24 protein-coding genes are annotated in these 23,047 nt (G+C 60.9%); 18 read left to right on the forward strand and 6 right to left on the reverse strand.

What is annotated here, in order from left to right; translation table 11 throughout:
* Window positions 1–695: 695 nt before the first annotated feature.
* The gene (locus AC1DIG_RS26355) at window positions 696–1,280 is read right to left on the reverse strand and encodes a YajG family lipoprotein (protein WP_477769658.1); all 585 of its coding nucleotides are present in this window, start codon (window positions 1,278–1,280) and stop codon (window positions 696–698) included.
* Between the two features lie 182 nt (window positions 1,281–1,462).
* Between AC1DIG_RS26355 and AC1DIG_RS26360 the strand changes: the two genes are divergently transcribed.
* Together AC1DIG_RS26360 and mqo are read left to right on the forward strand one after the other, a co-directional pair.
* A complete protein-coding gene (locus AC1DIG_RS26360) occupies window positions 1,463–1,687 on the forward strand; it encodes a hypothetical protein (RefSeq protein WP_477769659.1) in 225 nt (74 codons plus the stop codon).
* Window positions 1,688–2,436: 749 nt separating this feature from the next.
* Complete coding sequence (mqo, locus tag AC1DIG_RS26365; RefSeq protein ID WP_477769660.1) at window positions 2,437–3,945, forward strand: malate dehydrogenase (quinone); 1,509 nt, start codon at window positions 2,437–2,439, stop codon at window positions 3,943–3,945.
* Window positions 3,946–4,015: 70 nt separating this feature from the next.
* On the opposite strand, the gene AC1DIG_RS26370 is transcribed toward mqo, so the two are convergent.
* Window positions 4,016–4,303, reverse strand: coding sequence for a PA4642 family protein (locus AC1DIG_RS26370; protein WP_054595650.1), 288 nt, complete (start codon window positions 4,301–4,303; stop codon window positions 4,016–4,018).
* Window positions 4,304–4,481: 178 nt separating this feature from the next.
* Between AC1DIG_RS26370 and AC1DIG_RS26375 the strand changes: the two genes are divergently transcribed.
* The 13 genes from AC1DIG_RS26375 (at window position 4,482) to AC1DIG_RS26435 (ending at window position 16,543) form a co-directional block, all read left to right on the forward strand.
* The gene (locus AC1DIG_RS26375; RefSeq protein ID WP_216741273.1) at window positions 4,482–5,162 is read left to right on the forward strand and encodes a GntR family transcriptional regulator; all 681 of its coding nucleotides are present in this window, start codon (window positions 4,482–4,484) and stop codon (window positions 5,160–5,162) included.
* A 106-nt stretch (window positions 5,163–5,268) separates the two neighbouring features.
* Window positions 5,269–6,204: a 4-hydroxyproline epimerase gene (locus AC1DIG_RS26380; RefSeq protein ID WP_477769661.1), complete on the forward strand. Its 936-nt coding sequence runs from the start codon at window positions 5,269–5,271 to the stop codon at window positions 6,202–6,204.
* Window positions 6,201–7,316 carry an NAD(P)/FAD-dependent oxidoreductase gene (locus tag AC1DIG_RS26385; RefSeq protein ID WP_477769662.1) on the forward strand — a complete coding sequence of 372 codons (1,116 nt, stop codon included), beginning with the start codon at window positions 6,201–6,203 and terminating at the stop codon, window positions 7,314–7,316. The genes AC1DIG_RS26380 and AC1DIG_RS26385 overlap by 4 nt, the downstream gene beginning before the upstream one ends.
* Window positions 7,313–7,549 (forward strand): (2Fe-2S)-binding protein, encoded by a 237-nt coding sequence (locus AC1DIG_RS26390; protein ID WP_477769663.1) that lies wholly within the window; start codon window positions 7,313–7,315, stop codon window positions 7,547–7,549. The genes AC1DIG_RS26385 and AC1DIG_RS26390 overlap by 4 nt, the downstream gene beginning before the upstream one ends.
* Window positions 7,546–8,814, forward strand: coding sequence for an FAD-dependent oxidoreductase (locus AC1DIG_RS26395; RefSeq protein ID WP_477769664.1), 1,269 nt, complete (start codon window positions 7,546–7,548; stop codon window positions 8,812–8,814). Before AC1DIG_RS26390 ends, AC1DIG_RS26395 begins: the two co-directional genes overlap by 4 nt.
* 28 nt (window positions 8,815–8,842) lie before the next feature.
* Window positions 8,843–9,589, forward strand: a complete 747-nt coding sequence (locus AC1DIG_RS26400) for an AraC family transcriptional regulator (RefSeq protein ID WP_477769665.1) — start codon at window positions 8,843–8,845, stop codon at window positions 9,587–9,589.
* Between the two features lie 280 nt (window positions 9,590–9,869).
* On the forward strand, window positions 9,870–10,688 hold the full coding sequence (locus tag AC1DIG_RS26405; protein WP_477769666.1) for an ABC transporter substrate-binding protein: 819 nt from the start codon (window positions 9,870–9,872) through the stop codon (window positions 10,686–10,688).
* Window positions 10,689–10,774: 86 nt separating this feature from the next.
* On the forward strand, window positions 10,775–11,440 hold the full coding sequence (locus AC1DIG_RS26410; RefSeq protein WP_477769667.1) for an amino acid ABC transporter permease: 666 nt from the start codon (window positions 10,775–10,777) through the stop codon (window positions 11,438–11,440).
* A gap of 9 nt (window positions 11,441–11,449) precedes the next feature.
* Complete coding sequence (locus AC1DIG_RS26415; protein WP_477769668.1) at window positions 11,450–12,100, forward strand: amino acid ABC transporter permease; 651 nt, start codon at window positions 11,450–11,452, stop codon at window positions 12,098–12,100.
* Window positions 12,093–12,815: an amino acid ABC transporter ATP-binding protein gene (locus tag AC1DIG_RS26420; protein WP_477769669.1), complete on the forward strand. Its 723-nt coding sequence runs from the start codon at window positions 12,093–12,095 to the stop codon at window positions 12,813–12,815. The genes AC1DIG_RS26415 and AC1DIG_RS26420 overlap by 8 nt, the downstream gene beginning before the upstream one ends.
* A gap of 27 nt (window positions 12,816–12,842) precedes the next feature.
* Complete coding sequence (locus AC1DIG_RS26425; RefSeq protein WP_477769670.1) at window positions 12,843–13,880, forward strand: trans-3-hydroxy-L-proline dehydratase; 1,038 nt, start codon at window positions 12,843–12,845, stop codon at window positions 13,878–13,880.
* Between the two features lie 96 nt (window positions 13,881–13,976).
* Window positions 13,977–14,894, forward strand: a complete 918-nt coding sequence (locus AC1DIG_RS26430) for a dihydrodipicolinate synthase family protein (RefSeq protein WP_477769671.1) — start codon at window positions 13,977–13,979, stop codon at window positions 14,892–14,894.
* 56 nt (window positions 14,895–14,950) lie between these two features.
* Window positions 14,951–16,543 (forward strand): aldehyde dehydrogenase (NADP(+)), encoded by a 1,593-nt coding sequence (locus tag AC1DIG_RS26435; RefSeq protein WP_477769672.1) that lies wholly within the window; start codon window positions 14,951–14,953, stop codon window positions 16,541–16,543.
* Between the two features lie 16 nt (window positions 16,544–16,559).
* On the opposite strand, the gene AC1DIG_RS26440 is transcribed toward AC1DIG_RS26435, so the two are convergent.
* Window positions 16,560–17,033 (reverse strand): WbuC family cupin fold metalloprotein, encoded by a 474-nt coding sequence (locus AC1DIG_RS26440; RefSeq protein ID WP_427543193.1) that lies wholly within the window; start codon window positions 17,031–17,033, stop codon window positions 16,560–16,562.
* Window positions 17,034–17,036: 3 nt separating this feature from the next.
* Window positions 17,037–17,594: a hypoxanthine-guanine phosphoribosyltransferase gene (locus AC1DIG_RS26445; protein ID WP_123582808.1), complete on the reverse strand. Its 558-nt coding sequence runs from the start codon at window positions 17,592–17,594 to the stop codon at window positions 17,037–17,039.
* Between the two features lie 165 nt (window positions 17,595–17,759).
* On the opposite strand from AC1DIG_RS26445, the gene upp reads away from it, so the two are divergent.
* Both upp and AC1DIG_RS26455 read left to right on the forward strand, forming a co-directional pair.
* On the forward strand, window positions 17,760–18,398 hold the full coding sequence (upp, locus tag AC1DIG_RS26450; protein WP_019693615.1) for a uracil phosphoribosyltransferase: 639 nt from the start codon (window positions 17,760–17,762) through the stop codon (window positions 18,396–18,398).
* 2 nt (window positions 18,399–18,400) lie between these two features.
* Entirely contained in the window at window positions 18,401–19,675 is a 1,275-nt protein-coding gene (locus tag AC1DIG_RS26455) for a uracil-xanthine permease family protein (RefSeq protein ID WP_477769673.1), read from the forward strand.
* 131 nt (window positions 19,676–19,806) lie between these two features.
* Here the strand turns inward: AC1DIG_RS26455 and hemH are convergent, their stop codons facing one another.
* Both hemH and AC1DIG_RS26465 read right to left on the reverse strand, forming a co-directional pair.
* Window positions 19,807–20,829 carry a ferrochelatase gene (hemH, locus tag AC1DIG_RS26460; protein WP_477769674.1) on the reverse strand — a complete coding sequence of 341 codons (1,023 nt, stop codon included), beginning with the start codon at window positions 20,827–20,829 and terminating at the stop codon, window positions 19,807–19,809.
* Between the two features lie 13 nt (window positions 20,830–20,842).
* Window positions 20,843–21,745 carry a TIGR01777 family oxidoreductase gene (locus tag AC1DIG_RS26465; RefSeq protein ID WP_477769675.1) on the reverse strand — a complete coding sequence of 301 codons (903 nt, stop codon included), beginning with the start codon at window positions 21,743–21,745 and terminating at the stop codon, window positions 20,843–20,845.
* 196 nt (window positions 21,746–21,941) lie between these two features.
* On the opposite strand from AC1DIG_RS26465, the gene AC1DIG_RS26470 reads away from it, so the two are divergent.
* Entirely contained in the window at window positions 21,942–22,928 is a 987-nt protein-coding gene (locus AC1DIG_RS26470) for an NAD(P)/FAD-dependent oxidoreductase (protein ID WP_216741287.1), read from the forward strand.
* The last annotated feature ends 119 nt before the right edge of the window (window positions 22,929–23,047 follow it).

The following is a 23,047-nucleotide window of genomic DNA, read 5'->3' on the forward strand; positions in this document are numbered from 1 at the left end:
GACACATCGAGAGGAGGTCGTCGCGCAGCAGACCGTAGGCGATGCCCCCTGATGGACACCGGAGTGAGGGAACGCCGAGCCTAGGCGAGGTGCCGTACGCTTGGGGCGAGACCTTTGGTTACTTTGGGGCGTTTGCCAAAGTGACACGCTGTAAGAGCGGAACCATAAGTGGCCGTTACCGCAGAAATGGATATGTACACCAACGGGAGATTGGTCGGCTGTCAGGCCGCCATCGCAGGCAAGCCAGCTCCCACACTTTTGATTGGGGTACATCCGCAAGAGACTGGTCGGCTGTCAGGCCGCCATCGCAGGCAAGCCAGCTCCCACAGGTTTGATTGGGGTACATCCGCAAGAGATCGGTCGGCTGTCAGGCCGCCATCGCAGGCAAGCCCGGCTCCCACACTTTTGATTGGGGTACATCCGCAAGAGACTGGTCGGCTGTCAGGCCGCCATCGCAGGCAAGCCAGCTCCCACAGTTGAACTGTGTACATCTGCAAGAGGTTGGTCGGCTGTCAGGCCGCCATTGCAGGCAAGCCAGCTTCCACATTTTGATTGGTGTACGTCTGCGGGAGATTGGTCGGCTGTCGGGGCGCCTTCGCGAGCAGGCTCGCTCCCACAGAAAGTCCCCAAAAACCAGCAGGCACAAAAAACCCGGTGCCATCGCTGGTACCGGGTTTCTTGAAGACAACCAACTGTTATTGGGCGAGCATCTGACCCACCGTCGGATCCTTGAACAACCGGGTCAACGCATCGCTCAACACATCGCTCACCAGCTTGGTGTTGGTTTCCTGATTCGGCGCCATACCAAAACGCTGATTCAGCGACGCCGCATAACGGCCGCTGTAACGATGGTTGGCATTCTGCACATCAGAGCGGAAAGCCGCGCCAATAGTCGCCTCAGTTACATACATGCCTTCTTTGGGTGACTGATACGTCAGCTCCGCCAGCGTCACCGTCAACTGCGGCGCGTTGTAAGCGTTAGGCGTTGGCGTGAAACCCAGCAAACGCACAGCCGCTTCGGCCTGGGCCTGCAACTTCGGCAGGATTTGCGCACCTTGCACCGTGATTGCGCTGGTTTCAGGGTACAGGCCACCACGAGTGCCCAAGGTTGGCGACGGACGGCCGTCGACCACCCTCACCACCACTGGCTGACCATGCCCGATCGGCGCCAACTGAGTCGTCAGTTTCGGCTCCGGGGCTAGTTGTTGCGGGCTGTTGGCGCAGCCAACCAGGGTCAAGCTGGTCACAGTGATCAAACCGAACAACAGGCGTTGCAACATGCGCTAATCTCCAGATACAAATACAGACAGTCCCGCAGTATAGCGGTCGGCATACTCTTCGAACCAGCAACCCTGAACACTTGCTGAAGAGATATGCAATGTCACGTGTATCGGGTGCTCCGTAACGCCAGTGTCATGCCACACTGCTAACTTCAAGGCCGTCTCACCTCGAGTGCATTGCCATGCAATTTCTTTGGTCGCTGTTTGCTCCACGCCGCAAATATCGCTACTTTGCCCAGCTCGACAGCAATCAATGCTGCCTGGCATTCAAGCACTGCCAAGTGCCGCCAAAGGGCGATGGTTGGGTGGAAATCGAAGAAATTCGTCTCAACTGGTTGCACCAGCCACTGCCGGCCAGCGCCCGTCTGAGCCCGCTCATTGCTCCTGCACCGTTGCGTGCTGTTTAGTCCACCTGACCGAACGGCTAATAAAAGTCATTAAACACGACCATTTCCCTGCGTTTCTTCGCTACAATCTCCCCCCGATTATAAGGACGTCTCCTGATCGGGCCTCGCAGCATCGTCAATGCGTTTGTATTGACACCCCGCACCGCCCACAGAGAGCCGCCCACACAGATCGAGTGAAGCTGGCGAGCTTGCTGTTTATCCTGCAAACCACCACTTTTCGCGAATCTGCCAGAGCTGTCGTTACGCTCGGTCACTGAGCTGTTTGCCCGTTTTGCCTGCCCTGTATCCCATGGCGGCAATCCATCCGGGCACGGTGCCAGGCTGGGACAGCCCTTTTTTGAGGTTCACGTCTTCAAAAGAGCGTGAAAAAAACGGGTTTTCACAACTTCACAAGAGTGTGGCGAGCAAATGAATAGTTTTGCGTCTGAACATGCACCATTAGCGTCTACAACAGCCCAACGACACAGGACCGAGTACTCCTCAAGAACTGGAGCCTGAAGCCTGTCCACTACGGATTTGGTTGCACAAACGGACGTATCGACCATAAGTCGAATTGCCTCCCGCGCGCTGAAGTGAGTTCATAGGAACCCTGAGCCCGGTAGGTAGCGTCTGTCGAAGTTGCAAAAAATTGCGAAGATTCGGACATGGCGATCCTGGCCATGGGTGACCCGGGGCTCTACAGAGCATGCCCCGTCACGCCTGGCAGCTATGCCGACAATTTGGTGCTGCAGATTTTGGAGACGCGTTAAATGGCGCATAACGAAGCAGTCGACGTAGTACTGGTTGGGGCCGGCATCATGAGTGCCACCCTTGCTGTATTGCTCAAAGAGCTCGACCCCGCGATCAAGCTGGAAGTCGTCGAGCTGATGGATTCCGGTGCCGCGGAGAGTTCCAACCCGTGGAACAACGCCGGTACCGGTCACGCCGGGCTATGTGAGCTGAACTACACGCCACAGGCCGCTGACGGCAGCGTCGACATCAAGAAAGCCGTGCACATCAACACCCAGTTCGAGGTGTCGAAGCAGTTCTGGTCCTACCTGACCCGAAAAGGCACCTTCGGCTCGTCGAAATCCTTCATCAGCCCGGTCCCGCACCTGAGCTTCGTGCAAGGTGAAGCAGGCGTTTCATTCCTCAAGGAACGTTTCAAGGTGCTGAGCAAGCACCACGCCTTCGCCGAGATGGAGTACACCGAAGACAAGGCAAAAATGGCCGAATGGATGCCATTGATGATGCCTGGTCGTCCAGCCGACGAAGTCATCGCCGCGACCCGCGTGATAAACGGCACCGACGTCAACTTCGGCGCCCTGACCAATCAACTGCTCAAGCACCTGACCAGCGCACCCGATGCCCAGGTCAAGTACTGCAAGCGCGTGACCGGTCTCAAGCGTAACGGCAACGGCTGGACCGTCAGCATCAAGGACGTCAACAGCGGCAACACCCGCGAAGTCGATGCCAAGTTCGTGTTCCTCGGTGCCGGCGGTGCGGCCTTGCCGTTGTTGCAGGCTTCGGGCATCGAAGAAAGCAAAGGTTTCGGCGGTTTCCCGATCAGCGGCCAATGGCTTCGTTGCGACAACCCGGAAGTGGTCAAACACCACCAGGCCAAGGTCTACAGCCAGGCAGCGGTGGGTTCGCCACCGATGTCGGTGCCACACCTGGACACCCGCGTCGTCGACGGCCAGAAGTCCCTGCTGTTCGGACCTTACGCCGGCTTCACCACCAAGTTCCTCAAGCACGGTTCGTTCATGGACCTGCCGATGTCGGTTCGCGCCGGCAACATCGGCCCGATGCTGGCCGTGGCGAAAAACAACATGGACCTGACCAAGTACCTGGTCAGCGAAGTGATGCAATCGATGGAACAACGCCTGGAATCGCTGCGCCGCTTCTACCCTCAGGCCAAGGCCGAAGACTGGCGTCTGGAAGTCGCTGGCCAGCGCGTGCAGATCATCAAGAAAGACCCGAAAAAAGGCGGCATCCTGCAGTTCGGTACCGAACTGGTTGCGGCCAAGGACGGATCGCTTGCCGCGCTGCTCGGTGCCTCGCCTGGCGCGTCGGTCACCGTGTCGATCATGCTTGAGCTGATCGAAAAATGTTTCCCGAACAAAGCCAAGGGTGAGTGGGCAGCCAAGCTGGCCGAAATCTTCCCGGCCCGGGAAAAAGTCCTGGAAACCGACGCTGCGCTGTATCGCAAGATCAACGCGCAAAACAACGTCGCGCTGGAACTGGTTGAAGAAAGCAGCGAGACCCCAAGCTTCGCTTGAGGCCCCCGCATAAAAAAAACGCCCCGTTCTCGTTGAGAGCGGGGCGTTTTTTTATGGCTTTTCAAAGATCTTAGCCGCGAGCTTTCTGGATCAACTCGATGTAGTCGGCGGCATTACGCTGATCCTGGATCAGGGCAACGAAGTCCTTGCCGTGCTCGTCCTTGCCATCCAGGTCGTAACCGGCCTCGACGAAGAACGCCAGGAAACGCTCGAAATCGTCGATACGCAGGCCACGGTAGGCCTTGATCAGTTTGTGCAGGGACGGTGAAGTTGCGTCGACCGGTTCAAAATCGAGGAACAATTTGATCTGCGCATCGCCGATCTCGTCACCAATCACCTGTTTCTTATCTTTACGCATTGCCGACTCCAGCTCGCAGACATCTCACGGGGCGGGCAGTTTACCCCTGCCCCGCCCCAAGCCTCAACGACCAGCACTCAATGCGTGCGCCGGGACAATACGCCTGACGGAAAAGCGCTTGGTGCGCCGACGCGCTCGTATACAATATTCGCCATCACGCCTGCCGGGATTCATTCACGTGCCTCTACCCAGCTTCAATGCCCCCAATCTGGGGATTGTGCCTTCAGCTTCGGAAGTCATCGTCAAGCATCTGCGCGAGGCCATCATCGGCGGTCACTTTGCCGAAGACGAACCGATCCGTCAGGACGACATCGCCCGCTTGTTCAACGTCAGCAAGATTCCCGTGCGCGAGGCGCTCAAACGCCTTGAGGCGGAAGGCCTGGTGCAGTTTCAGCGCAACAAGGGCGCGGTGGTGACGAAGATTTCCGAGCCCGAACTGGCGCAGATCTTTGAAGTCCGGGTGCTGCTGGAGGTCCAGGCGATTCGCCTGGCCGTGCCGAACATGACTGAAGCCACGTTCGCCCGTGCCGAAAGTATCTGCGCCGAGTTCCTCGACGAAAACAACATCGGGCGCTGGGCCGAATTGAACTGGGCGCTGCACGCCTGTCTCTACGAGCCGGCGCAACGGCCGTTCCTGCTCAACCTGATTCGCTCGATTCACGACAAGGTCGAACGCTACCTGCGCATGCAGATGAGTTTTTCCGAAGGCAAGGACCGTGCGGACCACGAGCACCGCGACATTATCGCCGCGTGCCGGGCCGGTGACGCCGACAAAGCCGCCGAACTGATCGAGCAACACATCATTGGCGTGTGCCGCACGCTCTATGAACACCTGCCCAATGCCCCCGCGCGAATCTGATCGGGTGTGCCGATTTCGTCATCGGTAACGGTTAAAACCCTCAAGCCATCCCGCGCCTCAAACGCCAGTCTTGCACAGACATTTCCTGTGCAAGGTGGCGCCCTTCATGAAACGTATCCACGTCCTCGACTCTCACACTGGCGGTGAACCGACACGCCTGGTCATTGCCGGTTTCCCGGAACTGGGCAGCGGCACCATGGCCGAACGCAAGCGCCGCCTGGCCGAAGAGCACGACCACTGGCGCACCTCCACGGTGCTTGAGCCGCGCGGCAACGACGTGCTGGTCGGCGCCCTGCTCTGCGAGCCACAGGATCCCGGCGCCTGTGCCGGGGTGATTTTCTTCAACAACAGCGGCTACCTCGGCATGTGCGGTCACGGCACGATTGGCCTGGTGGCCTCGCTGGCGTATCTCAAACGCATCGAGCCCGGCATGCACCGGATCGAAACCCCGGTCGGCACGGTCGAGGCGACGTTGCATGAGGATCGCTCGGTCAGCGTGCGCAACGTCCCCGCTTATCGCTACCGCAAGGCCGTGCAACTGACACTGCCGGGTTACGGCACCGTCAGCGGTGACATCGCCTGGGGCGGCAACTGGTTTTTCCTGATCGCCGAACACGGCCAACGCATCGCCAGCGACAACCTCGAAGCCTTGACCGCTTACACCTGGGCGGTCCGCGAAGCGCTGGAGAACCAGGGTATTCGTGGTGAGGACGGCGGCGAAATCGATCACATCGAGCTGTTTGCCGACGACCCGGTGGCCGACAGCCGCAACTTTGTCCTCTGCCCCGGTAAAGCCTACGACCGCTCGCCTTGCGGCACTGGCACCAGCGCCAAGCTGGCGTGCCTGGCAGCCGACGGCAAATTGCAGCCCGGTGAAGTCTGGCGCCAGGCCAGTGTGATCGGCAGCCAGTTCGAAGCCAGCTACGAACGGCTCGACGAACAACGCATCATTCCGACTATTCGCGGTCGCGCCCACATGAGTGGCGAGAGCCACTTGTTGCTGGAGGAAGACGACCCGTTCGTGTGGGGCATCGGTTCATGAATGCCGACGTTATCGTCATCGGCGCCGGCATTGTCGGCAGTGCCTGTGCCTTCGAGCTGGCGCAACGCGGGCTCGACGTGCTGGTGCTCGACAGCCAGCGCGGCGGCGCCACGGCAGTCGGTATGGGTCACCTGGTGGCGATGGATGACAACCCGGCGGAACTGGCGCTGAGCCAATACTCCATCGAACTCTGGCGGCAATGGGCGCCACGCCTGGACCCCGATTGCGCCTACCGCAATTGCGGCACGCTGTGGCTGGCCGCCAATGACGAGGAAATGGCCGGCGCCGAGCACAAACGTCAGACGCTCAAGGCTCGCGGCATCGACTGCGAAATGCTCGACCCGCGCGCGCTCTACGAAGCCGAACCAATGCTCCGTCCCGGCCTGAGTGGCGCGCTGAAGGTCAGCGGTGACGGCATTCTCTATGCGCCGAATGCGGCTCACTGGCTGCTCAACCAAAACGCCGGGCGGATCATTCGGCGCACGGTGGAAGTTACGCAGGTCGACGGCAACCAGTTGCGCTTGAGCAGCGGCGAGCAGTTGCGTGCCGAAGCGGTGGTATTGGCCAACGGTATTCACGCCACCGAGCTGTGCCCCGACCTGCCGATCCGCCCGAAGAAAGGCCACCTGCTGATCACCGACCGTTACCCCGGCAAGATCCATCACCAGTTGGTCGAGCTGGGCTATGTCACCAGTGCTCACGCCAGCGAAGGCACCTCGGTGGCCTTCAATGCCCAGCCACGTCCGACCGGGCAAATCTTTCTCGGCTCATCGCGTCAGTTCGACACCACCGACTTGAGCGTCGAACCGGCGGTGTTGGCGCGCATGCTGCGTCGGGCGATCGACTATTTGCCGGAACTGGCGGGGATGAACGCTATCCGCAGCTGGACCGGCCTGCGCGCCGCCACAACCGATGGCTTGCCGCTGCTCGGTGAACACCCACAGCAAGCGGGTTTGTGGCTGGCGGCCGGGCATGAAGGATTGGGCGTGACCACCGCACCCGGCAGCGCACAGCTGTTGGCCGCGCAGTTGTGTAACACCACTCCGGCCATCGACCCGACGCCTTACCTGCCGGGACGTTTCCTGACCACCGCACAAGGGTTACGCGCATGATTGAAGTGAGTCTCGACGGCCGCACGGTAGCGGTCGACGCCGGTACAACAGTTGCGGCGCTGCTCTATCTGGCAGGCGACGGCTGCAACCGAACCTCGGTCAGCGGCCAGCGCCGGGCACCTTTTTGCGGGATGGGGGTTTGCCAGGAGTGTCGGGTGAACATCGACGGTCAGCGCCGCCTCGCCTGCCAGACCACCTGCCGCACAGGCATGCGCGTGGAGACCCGGCCATGAACGTCGAGCTGCTGATTATCGGCGCGGGACCGGCAGGCATGGCGGCAGCGTTGGCCGCCGCACCAAGCTGCGCGCGCATCGCCATCATCGATGACAACCCGACACCCGGCGGGCAAATCTGGCGTGATGGCATTAATGCGCACTTGCCGGCCAATGCTCAGGCTCATCGCCAGAAACTGGCAGCGGCAAGTAACGTGCAGGTGTTCAATTCGACACGCGTGGTCGCCTTGGCCGGCCCCAAAAAACTGTTGCTGGAAGACCCAGAGCACGGCTGGATCATCGAGTACGAGCAACTGATTCTGTGCACTGGCGCCCGTGAACTGTTGCTGCCATTTCCCGGCTGGACGTTGCCTGGCGTCACTGGCGCTGGCGGGTTGCAAGCGTTGATCAAGGGCGGCATGCCGGTGGCCGGCGAGCGACTGGTGATTGCCGGCAGTGGACCGCTGCTGCTGGCCAGCGCCGCCACCGCAAAAAAGGCTGGCGCTCAGGTTTTGCAGATTGCCGAACAAGCGCCACTACGTGCCGTCGCCGGGTTTGCCCTGCAACTGCCCAAATGGCCGACTAAATGCCTGCAAGCGATTCAACTGTTCGATCGGCATTACCGCTGCGACAGTCATGTCCTCGAAGCCTATGGCGACAGCCACTTGAAAGGCGTTCGCCTGAACCGCCAAGGCCGGATCGTCGACATCCCCTGTGAGCGGCTGGCCTGCGGCTTCGGCCTGATCCCCAACACCCAACTAGCCCAAGCGTTGGGCTGCGAACTGAAGGACGACGCGATCGCCGTCGATACCAACCAACTCAGTAGCCTGAACGGGCACTATGCGGCGGGCGAATGCACAGGTTTCGGTGGCAGTGAGCTGGCGCTGGTCGAAGGTGCCATCGCCGGATTGATGGCCATCGGTGAAGTACAGCAAGCCCGCGCCCTCTGGCCGCAACGGCAACGCTGGCAAGGTTTCGCCGATCAGTTGCGGCGCAGCTTTGCCTTGCGTGATGAACTCAAACAGCTGGCAACACTCGACACGCTGATCTGCCGTTGTGAAGACGTGGCGCTGTCGGCGCTCAAGGCCTGCACCGGCTGGAACCAGGCCAAACTGCACACCCGCTGCGGCATGGGTGCTTGCCAGGGACGGATCTGCGGTGCGGCGACCCGCTACCTGTTCGACTGGCCACAACCGGCACCACGTCCGCCGTTTTCCCCAACGCGCATCGACACGTTGTTGCAACTGGCCGAGCTTCCCAATGGCGCGTCCGTCACCGTAGAGTAAGGCCCTCATCCCTGCGGGCCGCCACCTGATGACGTTCCCCCTGCCACTGCCCTGTCCCCGCGATCTGCCCGAGCTATTGGGCAGTTTGCAATTGATCACTCCGCTGCTCGATGCCATGCCCGGCGTGGTGTTCTTCATCAAGGACACCGCCGCCCGCTACGTGCTGATCAATCAGACACTGGCCCAGCGCTGTGGTGCCAAAGCCCCCAACACACTCCTCGGCAAGACGGCTGAGCAGGTATTTCCCTCGCACTTCGGCCCGCATTACACCGAGCAGGACCGGCGGGTACTGAGTGATGGCAACCCGTTGAGCGATCAGCTGGAATTGCACCTTTATCCCGGACGCGAACCTGGCTGGTGCCTGACTCACAAACTGGCGCTGCGCGATGCTCAGGGCAGTATCATCGGCATGGCGGGGATTTCCTACGATCTGCTCGCGCCCCAGTCCAGTCATCCGGCTTACGAAAAACTCGCGGCAGTCGACGGGCATATCCGCGAGCATTACGCGCAACACATCGCCCTAGGTGAGCTAACGGCCCTCAGCGGGTTTTCCGTGGCGCAACTGGAACGCCTGTGCAAACGGATCTTCCAGCTGACACCCCGGCAGATGATTCACAAGGCACGCCTGGGCGCGGCCACGCAACTGCTGTCAGGCGAACTGCCGATCACCGAGATCGCCCTGCGTTGCGGCTACACCGACCACAGCGCCTTCAGCCGCCAGTTCAAGGCGCTCACCGGCGTGTCCCCTTCGCAGTACCGCGATAACCATCGCTGACTGTTACCCGTTACTGCGCACCCCGCCAAACCCTGCTCCCTTTTGTGACAGACCCCCGTCTTCGAGGCGTTCGTCTTTGCCGCGTATGTCCCTGGCCGGAATCTGCGTCGCTGGCGGCTGGCGTCTGTTTCGCGCCTTGCAGGCCGCCGAAGGTTTAACCCGATGTGGCTTGCGGTTTTTTGGCACACCCAGTGCATATCAAATATCGTATACGAAATTCCAAATACACATTGAATAAGAACTGCCCAACGCTCGACACCATCCGACAACGAGGCCCCTTATGAAAAATCCTGCATCCGCCGTCTTCATTACCGCCCTGCTGAGCAGCGCGTTCATCGCCCAGGCTCAGGCCGACAAACTCGACGACATCATCGAGTCCGGCAACTTGCGTTGCGCGGTGACCCTGGACTTCCCGCCGATGGGCTTTCGCGATGAGAAGAACACCCCGGCCGGCTTCGATGTCGACTACTGCAATGACCTGGCAAAAACCCTCGGGGTCAAAGCCGAGATTGTCGAGACCCCGTTCCCGGACCGAATTCCGGCACTGGTTTCCGGCCGCGCTGACGTGATCGTCGCCTCCACCTCCGACACCCTGGAACGGGCCAAGACCGTGGGCATGACCATTCCCTACTTCGCCTTCCAGATGGTGGTGCTGACCCGCAGCGACGCCGGGATCAAATCCTACGATGACCTCAAGGGCCACTCGGTGGGCGGCCCGGCCGGCACGTTCGAAGCCATCGCACTGGAAAACGACGTGAAGAAGTGGGCCAACGCCAAAGGCGCTTTCCATGCCTACCAGTCGCTGGCCGACGCGGTGCTTGCCCTGAGCCAGGGACAGATCGACGCGACGACTGTGACCTCGACGGTCGCCTCGTCGCTGATCAAGTCCGGCAAGTACAAAAACCTCAGTGTCGCCGGTACCGCACCGTATGACATCGACTATGTGTCGCTGGGCGCCAAGCGCAATGAGTTCGGCCTGATCAACTACCTGAATCTGTTCGTCAACCACCAGGTGCGCTCCGGACGGTATCAGGAGTTGTTCGCGCAATGGGTCGGCGGCACCGCGCCACAGCTGACGGCCAGTGGCGTGTATCGCTAAACCTGCGCTCCGTGGCAGCGGGCACAGCGCCGGCTGCCACGGGAACTGTGCGCGACTCCATCAGTTGAAACCAAGGAACTCCTTTGATGTTCGACTACACCTTCCATTGGCGCGCCGCCTTCCAGGCGTTGCCGGAAATGCTCGACGGCGCGCGGATCACTCTGGAAATCGCGGTGCTGTCGATGTTGGCCGGCACGCTGATCGCCATGTTCCTGGCCCTCGGCCAACTGTCCGACAAGCGCCTGTTGCGGGCGATGTCCGCCAGTTGGGTGTCGATTGCACGCAACACGCCAGCCCTGTTTCAGGTGTACATCCTGTACTTCGGCCTCGGCGCCTTTGGCATTCACATGGGCTCATGGCTGGCGTTGCTGATCGGCATCACCTTCAACAACGCCGGCTACCTGGCGGAGACCTTTCGCGGCGGCCTCAACGCCGTGCCGGAAACCCAATTGCGCGCAGCCCGCTCGCTGGGCATGAGCGCACCAAAGGCTTATCGGCTGGTGGTCCTGCCGCAATTGCTGCGCGTGGTGTTTTACCCGCTGACCAATCAAATGGTCTGGGCCTTGCTGATGACGTCACTAGGCGTGGTGGTCGGCCTGACCAGCGACCTGACCGGCGTGACCCAGGCGCTGAACGTGAAGACCTTTCGCACCTTCGAGTTCTTCGCCATCGCCGCCGTTCTCTACTTCGTCCTGGCCAAGCTGGTGGTGTTGATCGCCCGCCTGCTGGCCTGGCGTTTGTTCCGGTACTAGGAGGTCTGCATGTACACCTCAAGTTTTACCTCGGGCGACTTCCTCTACCTGCTGCAAGGTGCCGGCACCACGCTGTTACTGACGTTCTGGGCGATGCTGATCGGCACGTTGCTGGGTGTCGCCTGTGGCCTGGTTCGGGCCTTGCTGCCGCGTGTGAGTCTGCCGCTGGCCTGGGTGCTGGACGTGTTTCGCAGTGTGCCGTTGCTGATCCAGTTTGTGCTGCTCAACTCGTTCAAGTCGATCGTCGGCCTGAACTGGAGCGCATTCACCGTGGCCTGCGTGATCCTCGGCGCCTACTCCACCGCCTACTGCGCAGAAATCGTCCGCGGCGGCGTGCTCTCGGTGCCGCCGAGTACGCGCCGGGCTGCTCGCTCGCTGGGCCTCAGTCACCGCCAGGACTTGCTGCACATCGTCTTGCCGATGGCTACGCGGGTGGCGTTTCCGGGCTGGATCAACCTGACACTGGCGGTCATGAAAGACACCTCGCTGGTGCTCTGGATCGGCATCGTCGAATTGCTCCGCGCTTCGCAAACCATCGTCACCCGGCTCCAGGAACCGTTGTTCGTCCTGGCCCTGGCCGGCCTTATCTACTACGTCATGAGCCTGGTGATCGCTCGTCTGGGTGCGCGGCTCGAACAGAGGTGGCAGGAAAATGATTGAGATCGAGAACGTTCGTAAATCCTTCGGCAACCTGGAAGTCGTCAAGGGTGTCGACCTGACCGTGAACAAAGGCGAAGTGCTGTCGATCATCGGCGGCTCGGGCTCGGGCAAATCGACCTTGCTGATGTGCATCAACGGCCTGGAAGCCATTCAGGGCGGGCAGATCCGTGTCGACGGCACGCCGGTGCATGCCAGCGGCACCGACCTGAACAAGTTGCGGCAGAAAATCGGCATCGTCTTCCAGCAATGGAACGCCTTCCCGCACCTCACGGTGATGGAGAACGTGATGCTCGCCCCGCGCAAGGTACTCGGCAAAAGCCGTCAGGAGGCGGAAGAAATTGCCGTGCGGCAGCTGACCCACGTGGGCCTCGGCGACAAGCTCAAGGTGTTTCCGAGCAAGCTCTCCGGCGGTCAGCAACAGCGCATGGCGATTGCCCGGGCGCTGGCCATGTCGCCGGACTACATGCTGTTCGACGAAGCCACTTCGGCCCTCGACCCGCAACTGGTGGGCGAAGTGCTGGACACCATGCGCCTGCTCGCCGAGGAAGGCATGACCATGGTGCTGGTGACCCACGAAATCCGCTTTGCCCGGGATGTGTCGGATCGGGTGGCGTTCTTTCGCGACGGCAAGATCCACGAAATCGGTTCACCGGACCAGGTGATCGGCCAGCCGCGACGCGCGGAAACCGCCGATTTCCTGAAATCGGTGTTGTAACCCACAGTCAGGCCTCAGGAGACAGTCATGCGTTCGAGCAAGATCATTCATGTGGTGAGTTGCCACGCCGAAGGTGAAGTCGGTGACGTTATCGTCGGCGGCGTCGCACCACCACCCGGCGCGACACTCTGGGAGCAGTCGCGCTGGATTGCCGAGGACCAGACCCTGCGCAACTTCGTGCTGAACGAGCCACGCGGCGGAGTCTTTCGTCACGTCAATCTGCTGGTGCCGGCCAAGGACCCACGGGCCGACATGGCGTGGATCATCATGGAACCGGCGGACACACCGCCGATGTCCGGCTCCAACTCGCTGTGCGTGGCCACGGTGCTGCTCGACAGCGGTATTTTACCGATGACCGAGCCGCTGACCCGGCTGGTGCTCGAAGCCCCGGGTGGCTTGATCGAAGTGACGGCCCAGTGTCGCAACGGCAAGGCCGAGCGGGTCGAGGTGCGGAACGTGGTGTCATTTGCCGACAAGCTCAATGCCTGGATCGAAGTCGAAGGCCTCGGCTCGCTGCAAGTCGATACTGCCTATGGCGGCGACAGCTTTGTGATCGTCGATGCCCAGCGCCTGGGTTTCTCGCTGACCGCCGATGAAGCCGCGGACCTGGTCGCCAGCGGTCTGAAGATTACTCAAGCGGCCAATGAACAATTGGGTTTCGTGCACCCGCTGAACCCGGACTGGGAGCATATTTCGTTCTGCCAGATCGCCGCGCCGCTCGACCGCACCAACGGTGTGGCCAGTGCCGCCAATGCGGTGGTGATCCGCCCCGGCAAGATCGATCGCTCGCCCTGCGGCACCGGTTGCTCGGCGCGCATGGCGGTGCTGCACGCCAAAGGCCAACTGGCAGTGGGTGAAGTGTTCATCGGACGCTCGATCATCGGTTCCGAGTTTCGTTGCCGGATCGACAGCACCAGCGAAATCGCCGGCCGTCCGGCCATTATCCCTTGCCTGTCCGGGCGCGCCTGGATCACCGGCACCCACCAGCATCTGCTCGACCCAAGCGATCCTTGGCCGGGCGGTTATCGACTGTCCGACACCTGGCCCGTCGAACTGGCTATTTGAAGCAACGTACCTGGCAAAACCCTTTGAACCCCATGGCACTTTCAGTGCTCAATTTAAACATATACGAAATACTAAAAAGTCATTATCGGAGGCAACATGAGCAAGCACGTTAACTGGAGCGGCGTTTTCCCTGCGGTCACTACCCAGTTCAACCCGGACTTTTCCATCGACTATGAAGGCACCCACAAGGTCATCAGCGGGCTGGTGCGTGACGGCGTGTCGGGGCTGGTGATCTGCGGCACCGTCGGCGAGAACACCTCGCTGAGTACTGAAGAAAAAATCAGCCTGGTGGAAGTCGCCAGGGACGCCGCCGCAGGTCGGGTGCCGGTGATCTCCGGTGTCGCCGAATTCACCAGCGCCAACGCCAGCAAGGTCGCCAAGGAAATCCAGCGCGTGGGCGCCGACGGCATCATGTTGATGCCAGCACTGGTCTACTCCTCGAAACCCTTCGAGACGGCCGCGCATTTCCGTAGTGTTGCCGCCAGCATCGACCTGCCTGTGATGGTCTACAACAACCCACCGATCTACAAAAACGACGTCACCCCGGACATCCTGATCTCCCTGGCCGACTGCGACAACGTCGTCTGCTTCAAGGACTCCTCGGGCGATACCCGGCGCTTTATCGATGTGCGCAATGAAGTCGGCGACCGCTTTGTGCTGTTCGCCGGGCTCGATGACGTGGTGCTCGAAAGCATCGCCGTCGGTGCGGTGGGCTGGGTGTCCGGGATGTCCAACGCCTTCCCGAAAGAAGGCGAGACGCTGTTCCGCCTGGCCCGCGATGGCCGCTTCAAAGAGGCCATGCCGATCTACGAATGGTTCATGCCACTGCTGCACCTCGATGCCCGCCCGGACCTGGTGCAGTGCATCAAGCTCTGTGAGGAACTGATGGGCCGCGGCACGGCGCTGACCCGTCCGCCTCGCCTGGGTCTGCTTGACCACGAACGCAGCGAGGTCGAGGCGCTGGTCAAGGCCGCGCTCGCCAACCGTCCGACCTTGCCGGACGTCGGTCTGTAACCGCCCTAACCCACTGCCGCGCTCGGTATCGAGCGCGGCCATGCCGAGCATTTTTTATGTCAGCCATTATCGGCCACAACTTTATCGGCTTCGGCCGCTGCGCCGCAGGTGATCAGGTCCTGCACAGCGTCGACGCCCACAGCGGTGAACCTCTGCCCTATGGCTTCAGCCAGGCCAGCGCCGAGGAAATCGACAACGCCGCACACTTCGCCGCCACCGCCTACCCGATTTATCGCAACCTGCCAGCCACGGTGCGCGCCGGTTTTCTCGAGACCATCGCCGAAGAAATTGACGCCCTCGGCGACGACTTCATCGCCATCGTCTGCCGCGAGACGGCCCTGCCCGCTGCGCGGATTCAAGGCGAACGGGCACGAACCAGCGGCCAGTTGCGGCTGTTCGCCCGTGTGCTGCGTCAAGGTGACTTCCTCGGCGCCCGTATCGACCGCGCCCTGCCTGCACGCCAACCGTTGCCACGGCCTGATTTGCGCCAATGGCGAATCGGCCTGGGCCCGGTGGCGGTGTTCGGTGCGAGTAACTTTCCACTGGCGTTTTCCACCGCCGGGGGCGATACCGCCGCCGCCCTTGCCGCCGGTTGCCCGGTGGTGTTCAAGGCCCACAGCGGGCATATGGCTACCGCCGAGCTGGTGGCGGCAGCGATCATTCGCGCGGCGCAGCGCAGTGGCATGCCCGAGGGTGTGTTCAACATGATTTATGGCGCGGGTGTCGGTGAGGCGCTGGTCAAACATCCGGCAATCCAGGCAGTGGGGTTCACCGGCTCGCTCAAAGGTGGCCGAGCCCTGTGCGACATGGCCGCTGCAAGGCCGCAACCGATACCGGTGTTCGCCGAAATGTCGAGCATCAACCCGGTACTGCTGCTACCCGCTGCCTTGGTGACCCGCAGCGCAAGCATCGCCAGTGAGTTGAGCGCCTCGATCGTGCTGGGGGGCGGCCAGTTCTGTACCAATCCGGGTTTGATCATCGGCCTGCGTTCGGCAGCGTTCAGCGCCTTCATCGAACAACTCACCGCGCAGATCAACGAAAAACCGCCCCAGACCCTGCTCAACAGCGGTACCCGGCGTAGCTACGAAGGCGGCGTGCAGCGCTTGCTGGAGCATCCACGAGTGACGCGTTTGAGCGGCCACCTTGTGCCAGGCAATCAGGTGCAGCCGCAGTTGTTCAAGGCTGACGTCAGCCTGTTGCTTGAAGGGGATGAGGTGCTGCAAGAGGAAGTGTTCGGCCCGGCCAGCATCGTGCTGGAGGTGGCCGACGAGCGAGAGCTCAGGTTGGCGCTGCAGGCCTTGCATGGGCAATTGACCGCCACGCTGATCGCCGAACCGGAAGACCTTGCGCTGTGCGCGCAGTTGATACCGATCCTCGAACAGAAAGCCGGGCGCCTGCTGCTCAACGGTTATCCGACCGGTGTCGAAGTGTGCGATGCAATGGTCCACGGCGGACCGTATCCCGCGACGTCGGATGCTCGCGGCACCTCGGTCGGCAGCCTGGCAATCGAGCGGTTCCTGCGACCGGTGTGCTATCAGAACTGTCCGGACAGGTTACTGCCGGACGCCCTGAAGAACGCCAATCCGCTGGGGATTTTGCGTCTGATCGACGGGGTGAATACCCGCGAGGAACTGAATCAAGCGGGCTGATGCCCGCTGTTCACAGTCAGTCGAACTGTGCGCGCATCCAGGCCTGATACTCGGCAACGCCAGGCTCGCCTTCGCGGGGAGCCCAGTGCGCATGTTCACCCTCGCCCACCGGACGATAAGGACCGGCCTTGCATTCGAACATCACGCTGTCTGCTTCCAGCACCACCAGACCGTGGTAGACCCCCGTTGGCAGGTCTACCCCCACCGAATCGCCACCGCCCTGCAAGACTCGCTTGGCAACCACCTGGCCCGCGTCATCAAAAACCAGCACCCCCAGACGGCCCTTCAGGACCAACAAGGTTTCAGCCTTGTCGCCGCCCAAATGCCGATGAGGTGGAATGTAGGTCGACGGCTGCAAACCAATCGCCATACGATGGCACGACTCCTCCATCTGATGGAAGTTGTGATGCTGCCGACCACGAGGATTGGCCGCAGCCTTCTCGGTCAGCTCGGTAAACAGTGTTTGATCAAGAAAGCTCGGCGTGGTCATGTCTTACATTCCTTTGACGGCGTAGATCCCGGCGGCGTTGCGCCAGTAGCCTTTGTAGTCCATGCCGTAACCGAAGATGTAGCGGTCGATGCACGGCAGACCGACGAAATCGGCTTTCAGGTCCGGGCGAGCCTTGCGGTCGTGGTCTTTATCGATCAGCACGGCGGTGTGCACAGCGCGGGCGCCAGCATGTTTGCAGAAGTCGATGATCGCGCCCAGGGTGTGACCTTCGTCGAGGATGTCGTCGATGATCAGCACGTCACGGTCGATGAACGAAACTTCTGGCTTGGCCTTCCAGAACAGGTCGCCGCCGCTGGTTTCGTTGCGATAGCGGGTAGCGTGCAGGTAGGACGCTTCCAGCGGGAAATTCAGATGGGTCAGCAGTTTGCCGGAGAAAATCAGGCCGCCGTTCATCACGCAGAACACCACCGGGTTGCTTTCAGCCAACTGATCGTTGATTTGCGCACCGACGCGGGCGATGGCCGCCTCGACTTCAGCTTCGGTGTACAGGCAGTCAGCCTCTCGCATGATTTGACGGATATGCTCGAGATCAGCGGACATGGTGCTCTCCAAGGGGGTGGCGGATTCGGAAAAGCGAGCAAAGGTACGCATCCGGCCGGGTCAGATCAAGCGTTTCTGGACTAACGTACTGTATGTCTATAGGACAACACCCTCGGATAGATTAATCTAGGCCGGTTTTTTTGCCCGCCGCCGGAGCCTTTCCCTATGCCCATCCGTGAGATCCGCCATCCGCTGATCCGACACAAACTTGGCCTTATGCGCCGCGCCGACATTAGCACGAAGAATTTCCGCGAGCTCGCTCAGGAAGTCGGTGCCTTGCTGACCTACGAGGCGACCAAAGACCTGCCCCTTGAAACCTACGATATCGAAGGCTGGTGCGGCACCGTTTCGGTCGAGAAGATCGCCGGCAAGAAAATTACCGTCGTGCCGATCCTGCGCGCCGGCATCGGCATGCTTGAAGGCGTGCTCAGCCTGATCCCGGGCGCCAAAGTCAGCGCCGTGGGCGTGGCCCGCAACGAGGAAACCCTCGAAGCGCACACTTATCTGGAAAAACTGGTTCCGGAAATCGACGAACGCCTGGCAATGATCATCGACCCGATGCTCGCCACCGGCGGCTCGATGGTCGCCACTATCGACCTGCTGAAAAAGGCCGGTTGCAAGGACATCCGCGCGATGGTTCTGGTGGCCGCTCCTGAAGGCATCGCCGCCGTAGAGAAGGCTCACCCGGACGTGACCATCTACACCGCGTCCATTGATCAAAAACTGAACGAACACGGCTACATCATTCCGGGTCTGGGCGATGCCGGCGACAAGATCTTCGGCACCAAGCAGAAGGACGCGTGAGCATGCGGGATGAGTTCAACGACCCGCTCTGGCGCACGGTGCTGTCTGGTGCGCAGATGCTGTTCGTGGCGTTTGGCGCGTTGGTGTTGATGCCGCTGATTACCGGCCTCGACCCCAATGTCGCACTGTTCACGGCGGGCCTCGGGACTCTGCTGTTCCAGGTGGTCACCGGGCGGCAAGTGCCGGTGTTCCTGGCGTCGAGTTTTGCCTTCATCACCCCGATCATTCTCGCCAAGGGCCAGTTCGGCCTCGCGGCGACCATGGGCGGGGTGATGGCGGCCGGTTTCGTTTATACCTTTCTCGGCGTGGCCGTGAAGATCAAGGGCACCGGTTTCATCGACCGTTTGTTGCCACCGGTGGTGATTGGCCCGGTGATCATTTCGATCGGCCTGGCGATGGCGCCGATTGCCGCGAACATGGCGATGGGCAAGGCCGGGGACGGCTCCGAGCTGATTCATTACCAGACCGCCATGATGATCTCCATGCCAGCACTGCTGACGACGCTGATCGTGGCGGTGTTCGGCAAAGGCATCTTCCGCCTGGTGCCGATCATCTCCGGCGTACTCGTCGGGTTTGGCATGGCGTTCTTCTTTGGTGTCGTCGACACCGCGAAGATTGCTGCCGCACCGTGGTTTGCGTTGCCAAACTTCACCGCGCCGGAGTTCAACTGGCAGGCGATTCTGTTCATTGTCCCGGTAGCGCTAGCCCCGGCCATCGAACACATCGGTGGGGTGATCGCGGTCGGCAGCGTGACCGGACGTGATTACCTGAAAAAGCCCGGTCTGCACCGCACGCTGTTCGGCGACGGCATCGCAACCACCGCCGCCGGCCTGCTCGGTGGCCCACCCAACACCACGTACGCCGAAGTGACGGGCGCGGTGATGCTGACCAAGAACTACAACCCGAAAATCATGACCTGGGCGGCGATCTTTGCCATCAGCCTGGCGTTTATCGGCAAGTTCGGCGCACTGCTGCAAAGCATCCCGGTGCCGGTGATGGGCGGGATTCTCTGCCTGTTGTTCGGCTCGATTGCTGCGGTGGGGATGAACACCATGATCCGCCACAAGATCGATTTGGCTGAAGCACGCAACCTGGTGATTGTCTCGGTCACGCTGGTGTTCGGGATTGGCGGCATGCTGGTCGGCACCGGTACCGGCGCGCAGGACTTCGGCCTCAAGGGCATCGCGCTGTGCGCTGTCGTGGCGATTGCGCTGAACCTGATTCTGCCGGGCAATGACAGCTGGAAGCACAAGAAGGCGGATGAACCGTTGCTGTAAATAGCTTGAGATCTTTGCCGCCACAGAGATAGCTATCGCGAGCAAGCTCGCTCCCACAGGGGATCTCCAGTGGACACAGAACTTGTGTAAAACCGAGATCAAATGTGGGAGCGAGCTTGCTCGCGATGCTTTTAAAGGGCCAGCGGCGCTCTTTCGCACAAAGTGTTCAACGCCTGCGCCCAGTGCGGGTCATCGTTGAGACACGGCACCAGCACCAACTCCTCGCCTCCAGCCTCGCGGAACTGCTCAAGGCCACGGTCACCGATCTCTTCCAGGGTTTCGATGCAGTCGGCCACGAACGCCGGGCACATCACCAGAACTTTCTTCACGCCTTGCCTGGCCAACGCATCGAGGCGCGCTTCGGTGTAGGGCTCGATCCATTTGGCACGGCCCAACCGTGACTGGAACGACACCGACCATTTGCCATCCGGCAATCCCATGCGCTCGGCAAATGCTGCGGCGGTACGCAGGCACTGTCCGCGATAGCAGGTCGCGACCACTTCCGGCGGCGCGCCAGCACAGCAATCACCGCCCCCCTCAAAGCTATGGCCCGGGTTGAGCTTTTTCAGGTGCCGCTCCGGCAATCCATGAAAGCTCAGCAACAGGTGATCGTAATCCTGCTCCAGATACGGTCTGGCGCTGGCCACCAGCGCGTCGAGGTATTCCGGCTGATCGTAGAACGGCTGGAGAATCGAGAACTGCACATTCAGTTTCTTCTCGCGCACCACCCGCTTGGCCTCTTCAATCACCGTGGTCACGGTGCTGTCGGCGAACTGTGGATAAAGCGGTGCGAGGGTAACCTTTTTGATCCCTTGAGCAGCCATGCGGGTCAACACCGACTCAATCGACGGCTCGCCGTAACGCATGGCCAACTCGACCGGTCCCTGGGTCCACTGTGCGGTCATCGCTTGCTGCAAGCGACGACTGAGCACCACCAGTGGCGAGCCCTCGTCCCACCAGATCGAGGCATAGGCGTGAGCCGATTGCTCAGGACGCTTGATCAGAATCAGCGAGACCAGCAAACGTCGCACCGGCCATGGCAGGTCAATGACATAAGGGTCCATCAGAAATTGATTGAGGTAGCTGCGCACGTCCGCCACCTGTGTGGAAGCGGGCGAACCCAAATTGACCAGGAGCAACGCGTGATCGGTCATGCAACGTCCTATTTCAGAGGCGGCTGGACACGTTGTCCAGGGCCGCACGCAAATCAGTGAAGCGGAATGTGAAACCCGCCGCCAGCAGGCGCGCCGGTGTCGCCCGCTGACCACCCAGCAGCAACAGTGACAACTCGCCAAGACCGACCTTCAGCACAAATGACGGCATGGGCATTAATGCCGGCCGGTGCAGAATGCTGGCGAGGGTCTTGGCGAACTCGCGATTGCGCACCGGTTTTGGCGCGCACGCATTATAAGGACCGCTGGCGTCTTTCTGATGCAGAAGAAAATCAATCAGGGCGATTTGATCATCGATGTGAATCCACGGCATCCACTGCCGACCATTGCCGATCGGCCCGCCCAGCCCCAACTTGAACGGCAATAACAGCCGCGACAAAAAGCCGCCCTCCGCCGACAGCACCAACCCGGTACGCACCAGCACCACCCGAATCCCCAACGCCTCGGCGCGCTGCGCAGTCTCCTCCCAGGCAATGCACAACTGGCTGGCGAAGTCTTCGCTGACCGGTGGTGACTTTTCGGTCAACTCACGCTCACCGCCGTCGCCGTACCAACCGACTGCGGAGCCCGAAATCAACAACTGCGGTTTCTGCTCACGGCTTTCAAGCCACGCCAGCAGGGTTTCGGTAAGCCTGATTCGACTGTTCCAGAGCAGCGCCTTGCGTCGATGAGTCCACAAGCGATCAGCAATCGGCGCACCCGCGAGATTGATCACCGCATCCACCGGACGTTGGCCGATGTCTTCCAGTCGCCTGACGCCACGTACCTGGGCACCGCACAGTTTGGCGACTTGTTCGGGCCTGCGACTCCACACCGTCAGGCTATGACCCTGGCTCAACCAGTGTCGGCAGAGTTGACGTCCTATCAAACCAGTACCGCCGGTCAGCAATATGTGCATGACTTCTTCCTCGCGTGGCGTTTTACCCTGATCACTAGTCTATTTTTATAAGCAGGGATGTTTCGGATCTGGCAGGTTCTGTGGTTAACAATAGGCCAACCTGCTAGAACGAGAACGCTGAAAGTTATACCAGAAAACAATATTGTATAGGTTTAACCCACGGCGTAGCCTGTACAGAAAGGTAAACGAGGCCCCTATGACTGTACCCATCGCAATCATCGGCACCGGCATCGCCGGACTCTCGGCAGCCCAAGCCTTGCAAGAGGCGGGGTACGTCGTTCAATTGTTCGATAAAAGCCGTGGCAGCGGCGGTCGCATGTCGAGCAAACGCAGCGACGCCGGTGCACTGGACATGGGCGCACAATATTTCACCGCCCGTGATCGCCGCTTTGTCATTGAAGTCCAGCGCTGGCAAGCCAATGGCTGGGTCGCCGAATGGACGCCACAGCTCTACCACTATCAGGGTGGCCAGCTCAGCCCATCACCGGATGAACAGACCCGCTGGGTCGGCACCCCACGCATGAGCGCCATCACCCGCGCGCTGATCGGCGATACGGAAGCGCATTTCGCTTGCCGGATTACCGAGGTCTATCGTGGCGAAGAACATTGGCATTTGCAGGATGCCGAAGGCTTCACCCACGGTCCCTTCAGCCATGTCGTCATCGCTACGCCTGCGCCGCAAGCCACTGCCCTGCTGGCCGCCGCACCGAAACTCGCCGGGGTCGCCGCCGGGGTAAAAATGGACCCGACCTGGGCCATTGCGCTGGCCTTCGACACTCCGCTGGATACACCGATGGAAGGCTGCTTTGTACAGGACAGCCCGCTCGACTGGCTGGCGCGTAACCGTAGCAAGCCGGGGCGCGACACCACCCTCGACACCTGGGTATTGCACGCCAATAGCAACTGGAGCCGACAACATATCGACTTATCCAAAGAGGCAGTGATCGAGCAACTGCACGGTGCCTTCGCCGAGTTGCTGCACGATTCCATGCCCGCACCGGTCTTCAGCCTTGCCCATCGCTGGCTCTACGCACGCCCGGCCAGCAGCCATGAATGGGGCGTATTGGCCGATGCCGACCTGGGTTTGTACGTGTGTGGCGACTGGTGCCTGTCAGGGCGTGTCGAAGGGGCCTGGATGAGCGGTCAGGAAGCGGCTCGTCGCCTGCACGCCCACCTGCAGTGAAGCGCATCAACACCGCACCTCCACTGAAAGATGGGGTAACTACAGAGGTTTCGCCTCCGAGCGAAACCTGTACAAACTATTTGACTTGTACACCTTTGGATCTATGATCAAACCGAGCT

The sequence above is a fragment of the Pseudomonas sp. 05N431 genome (assembly GCF_056397005.1).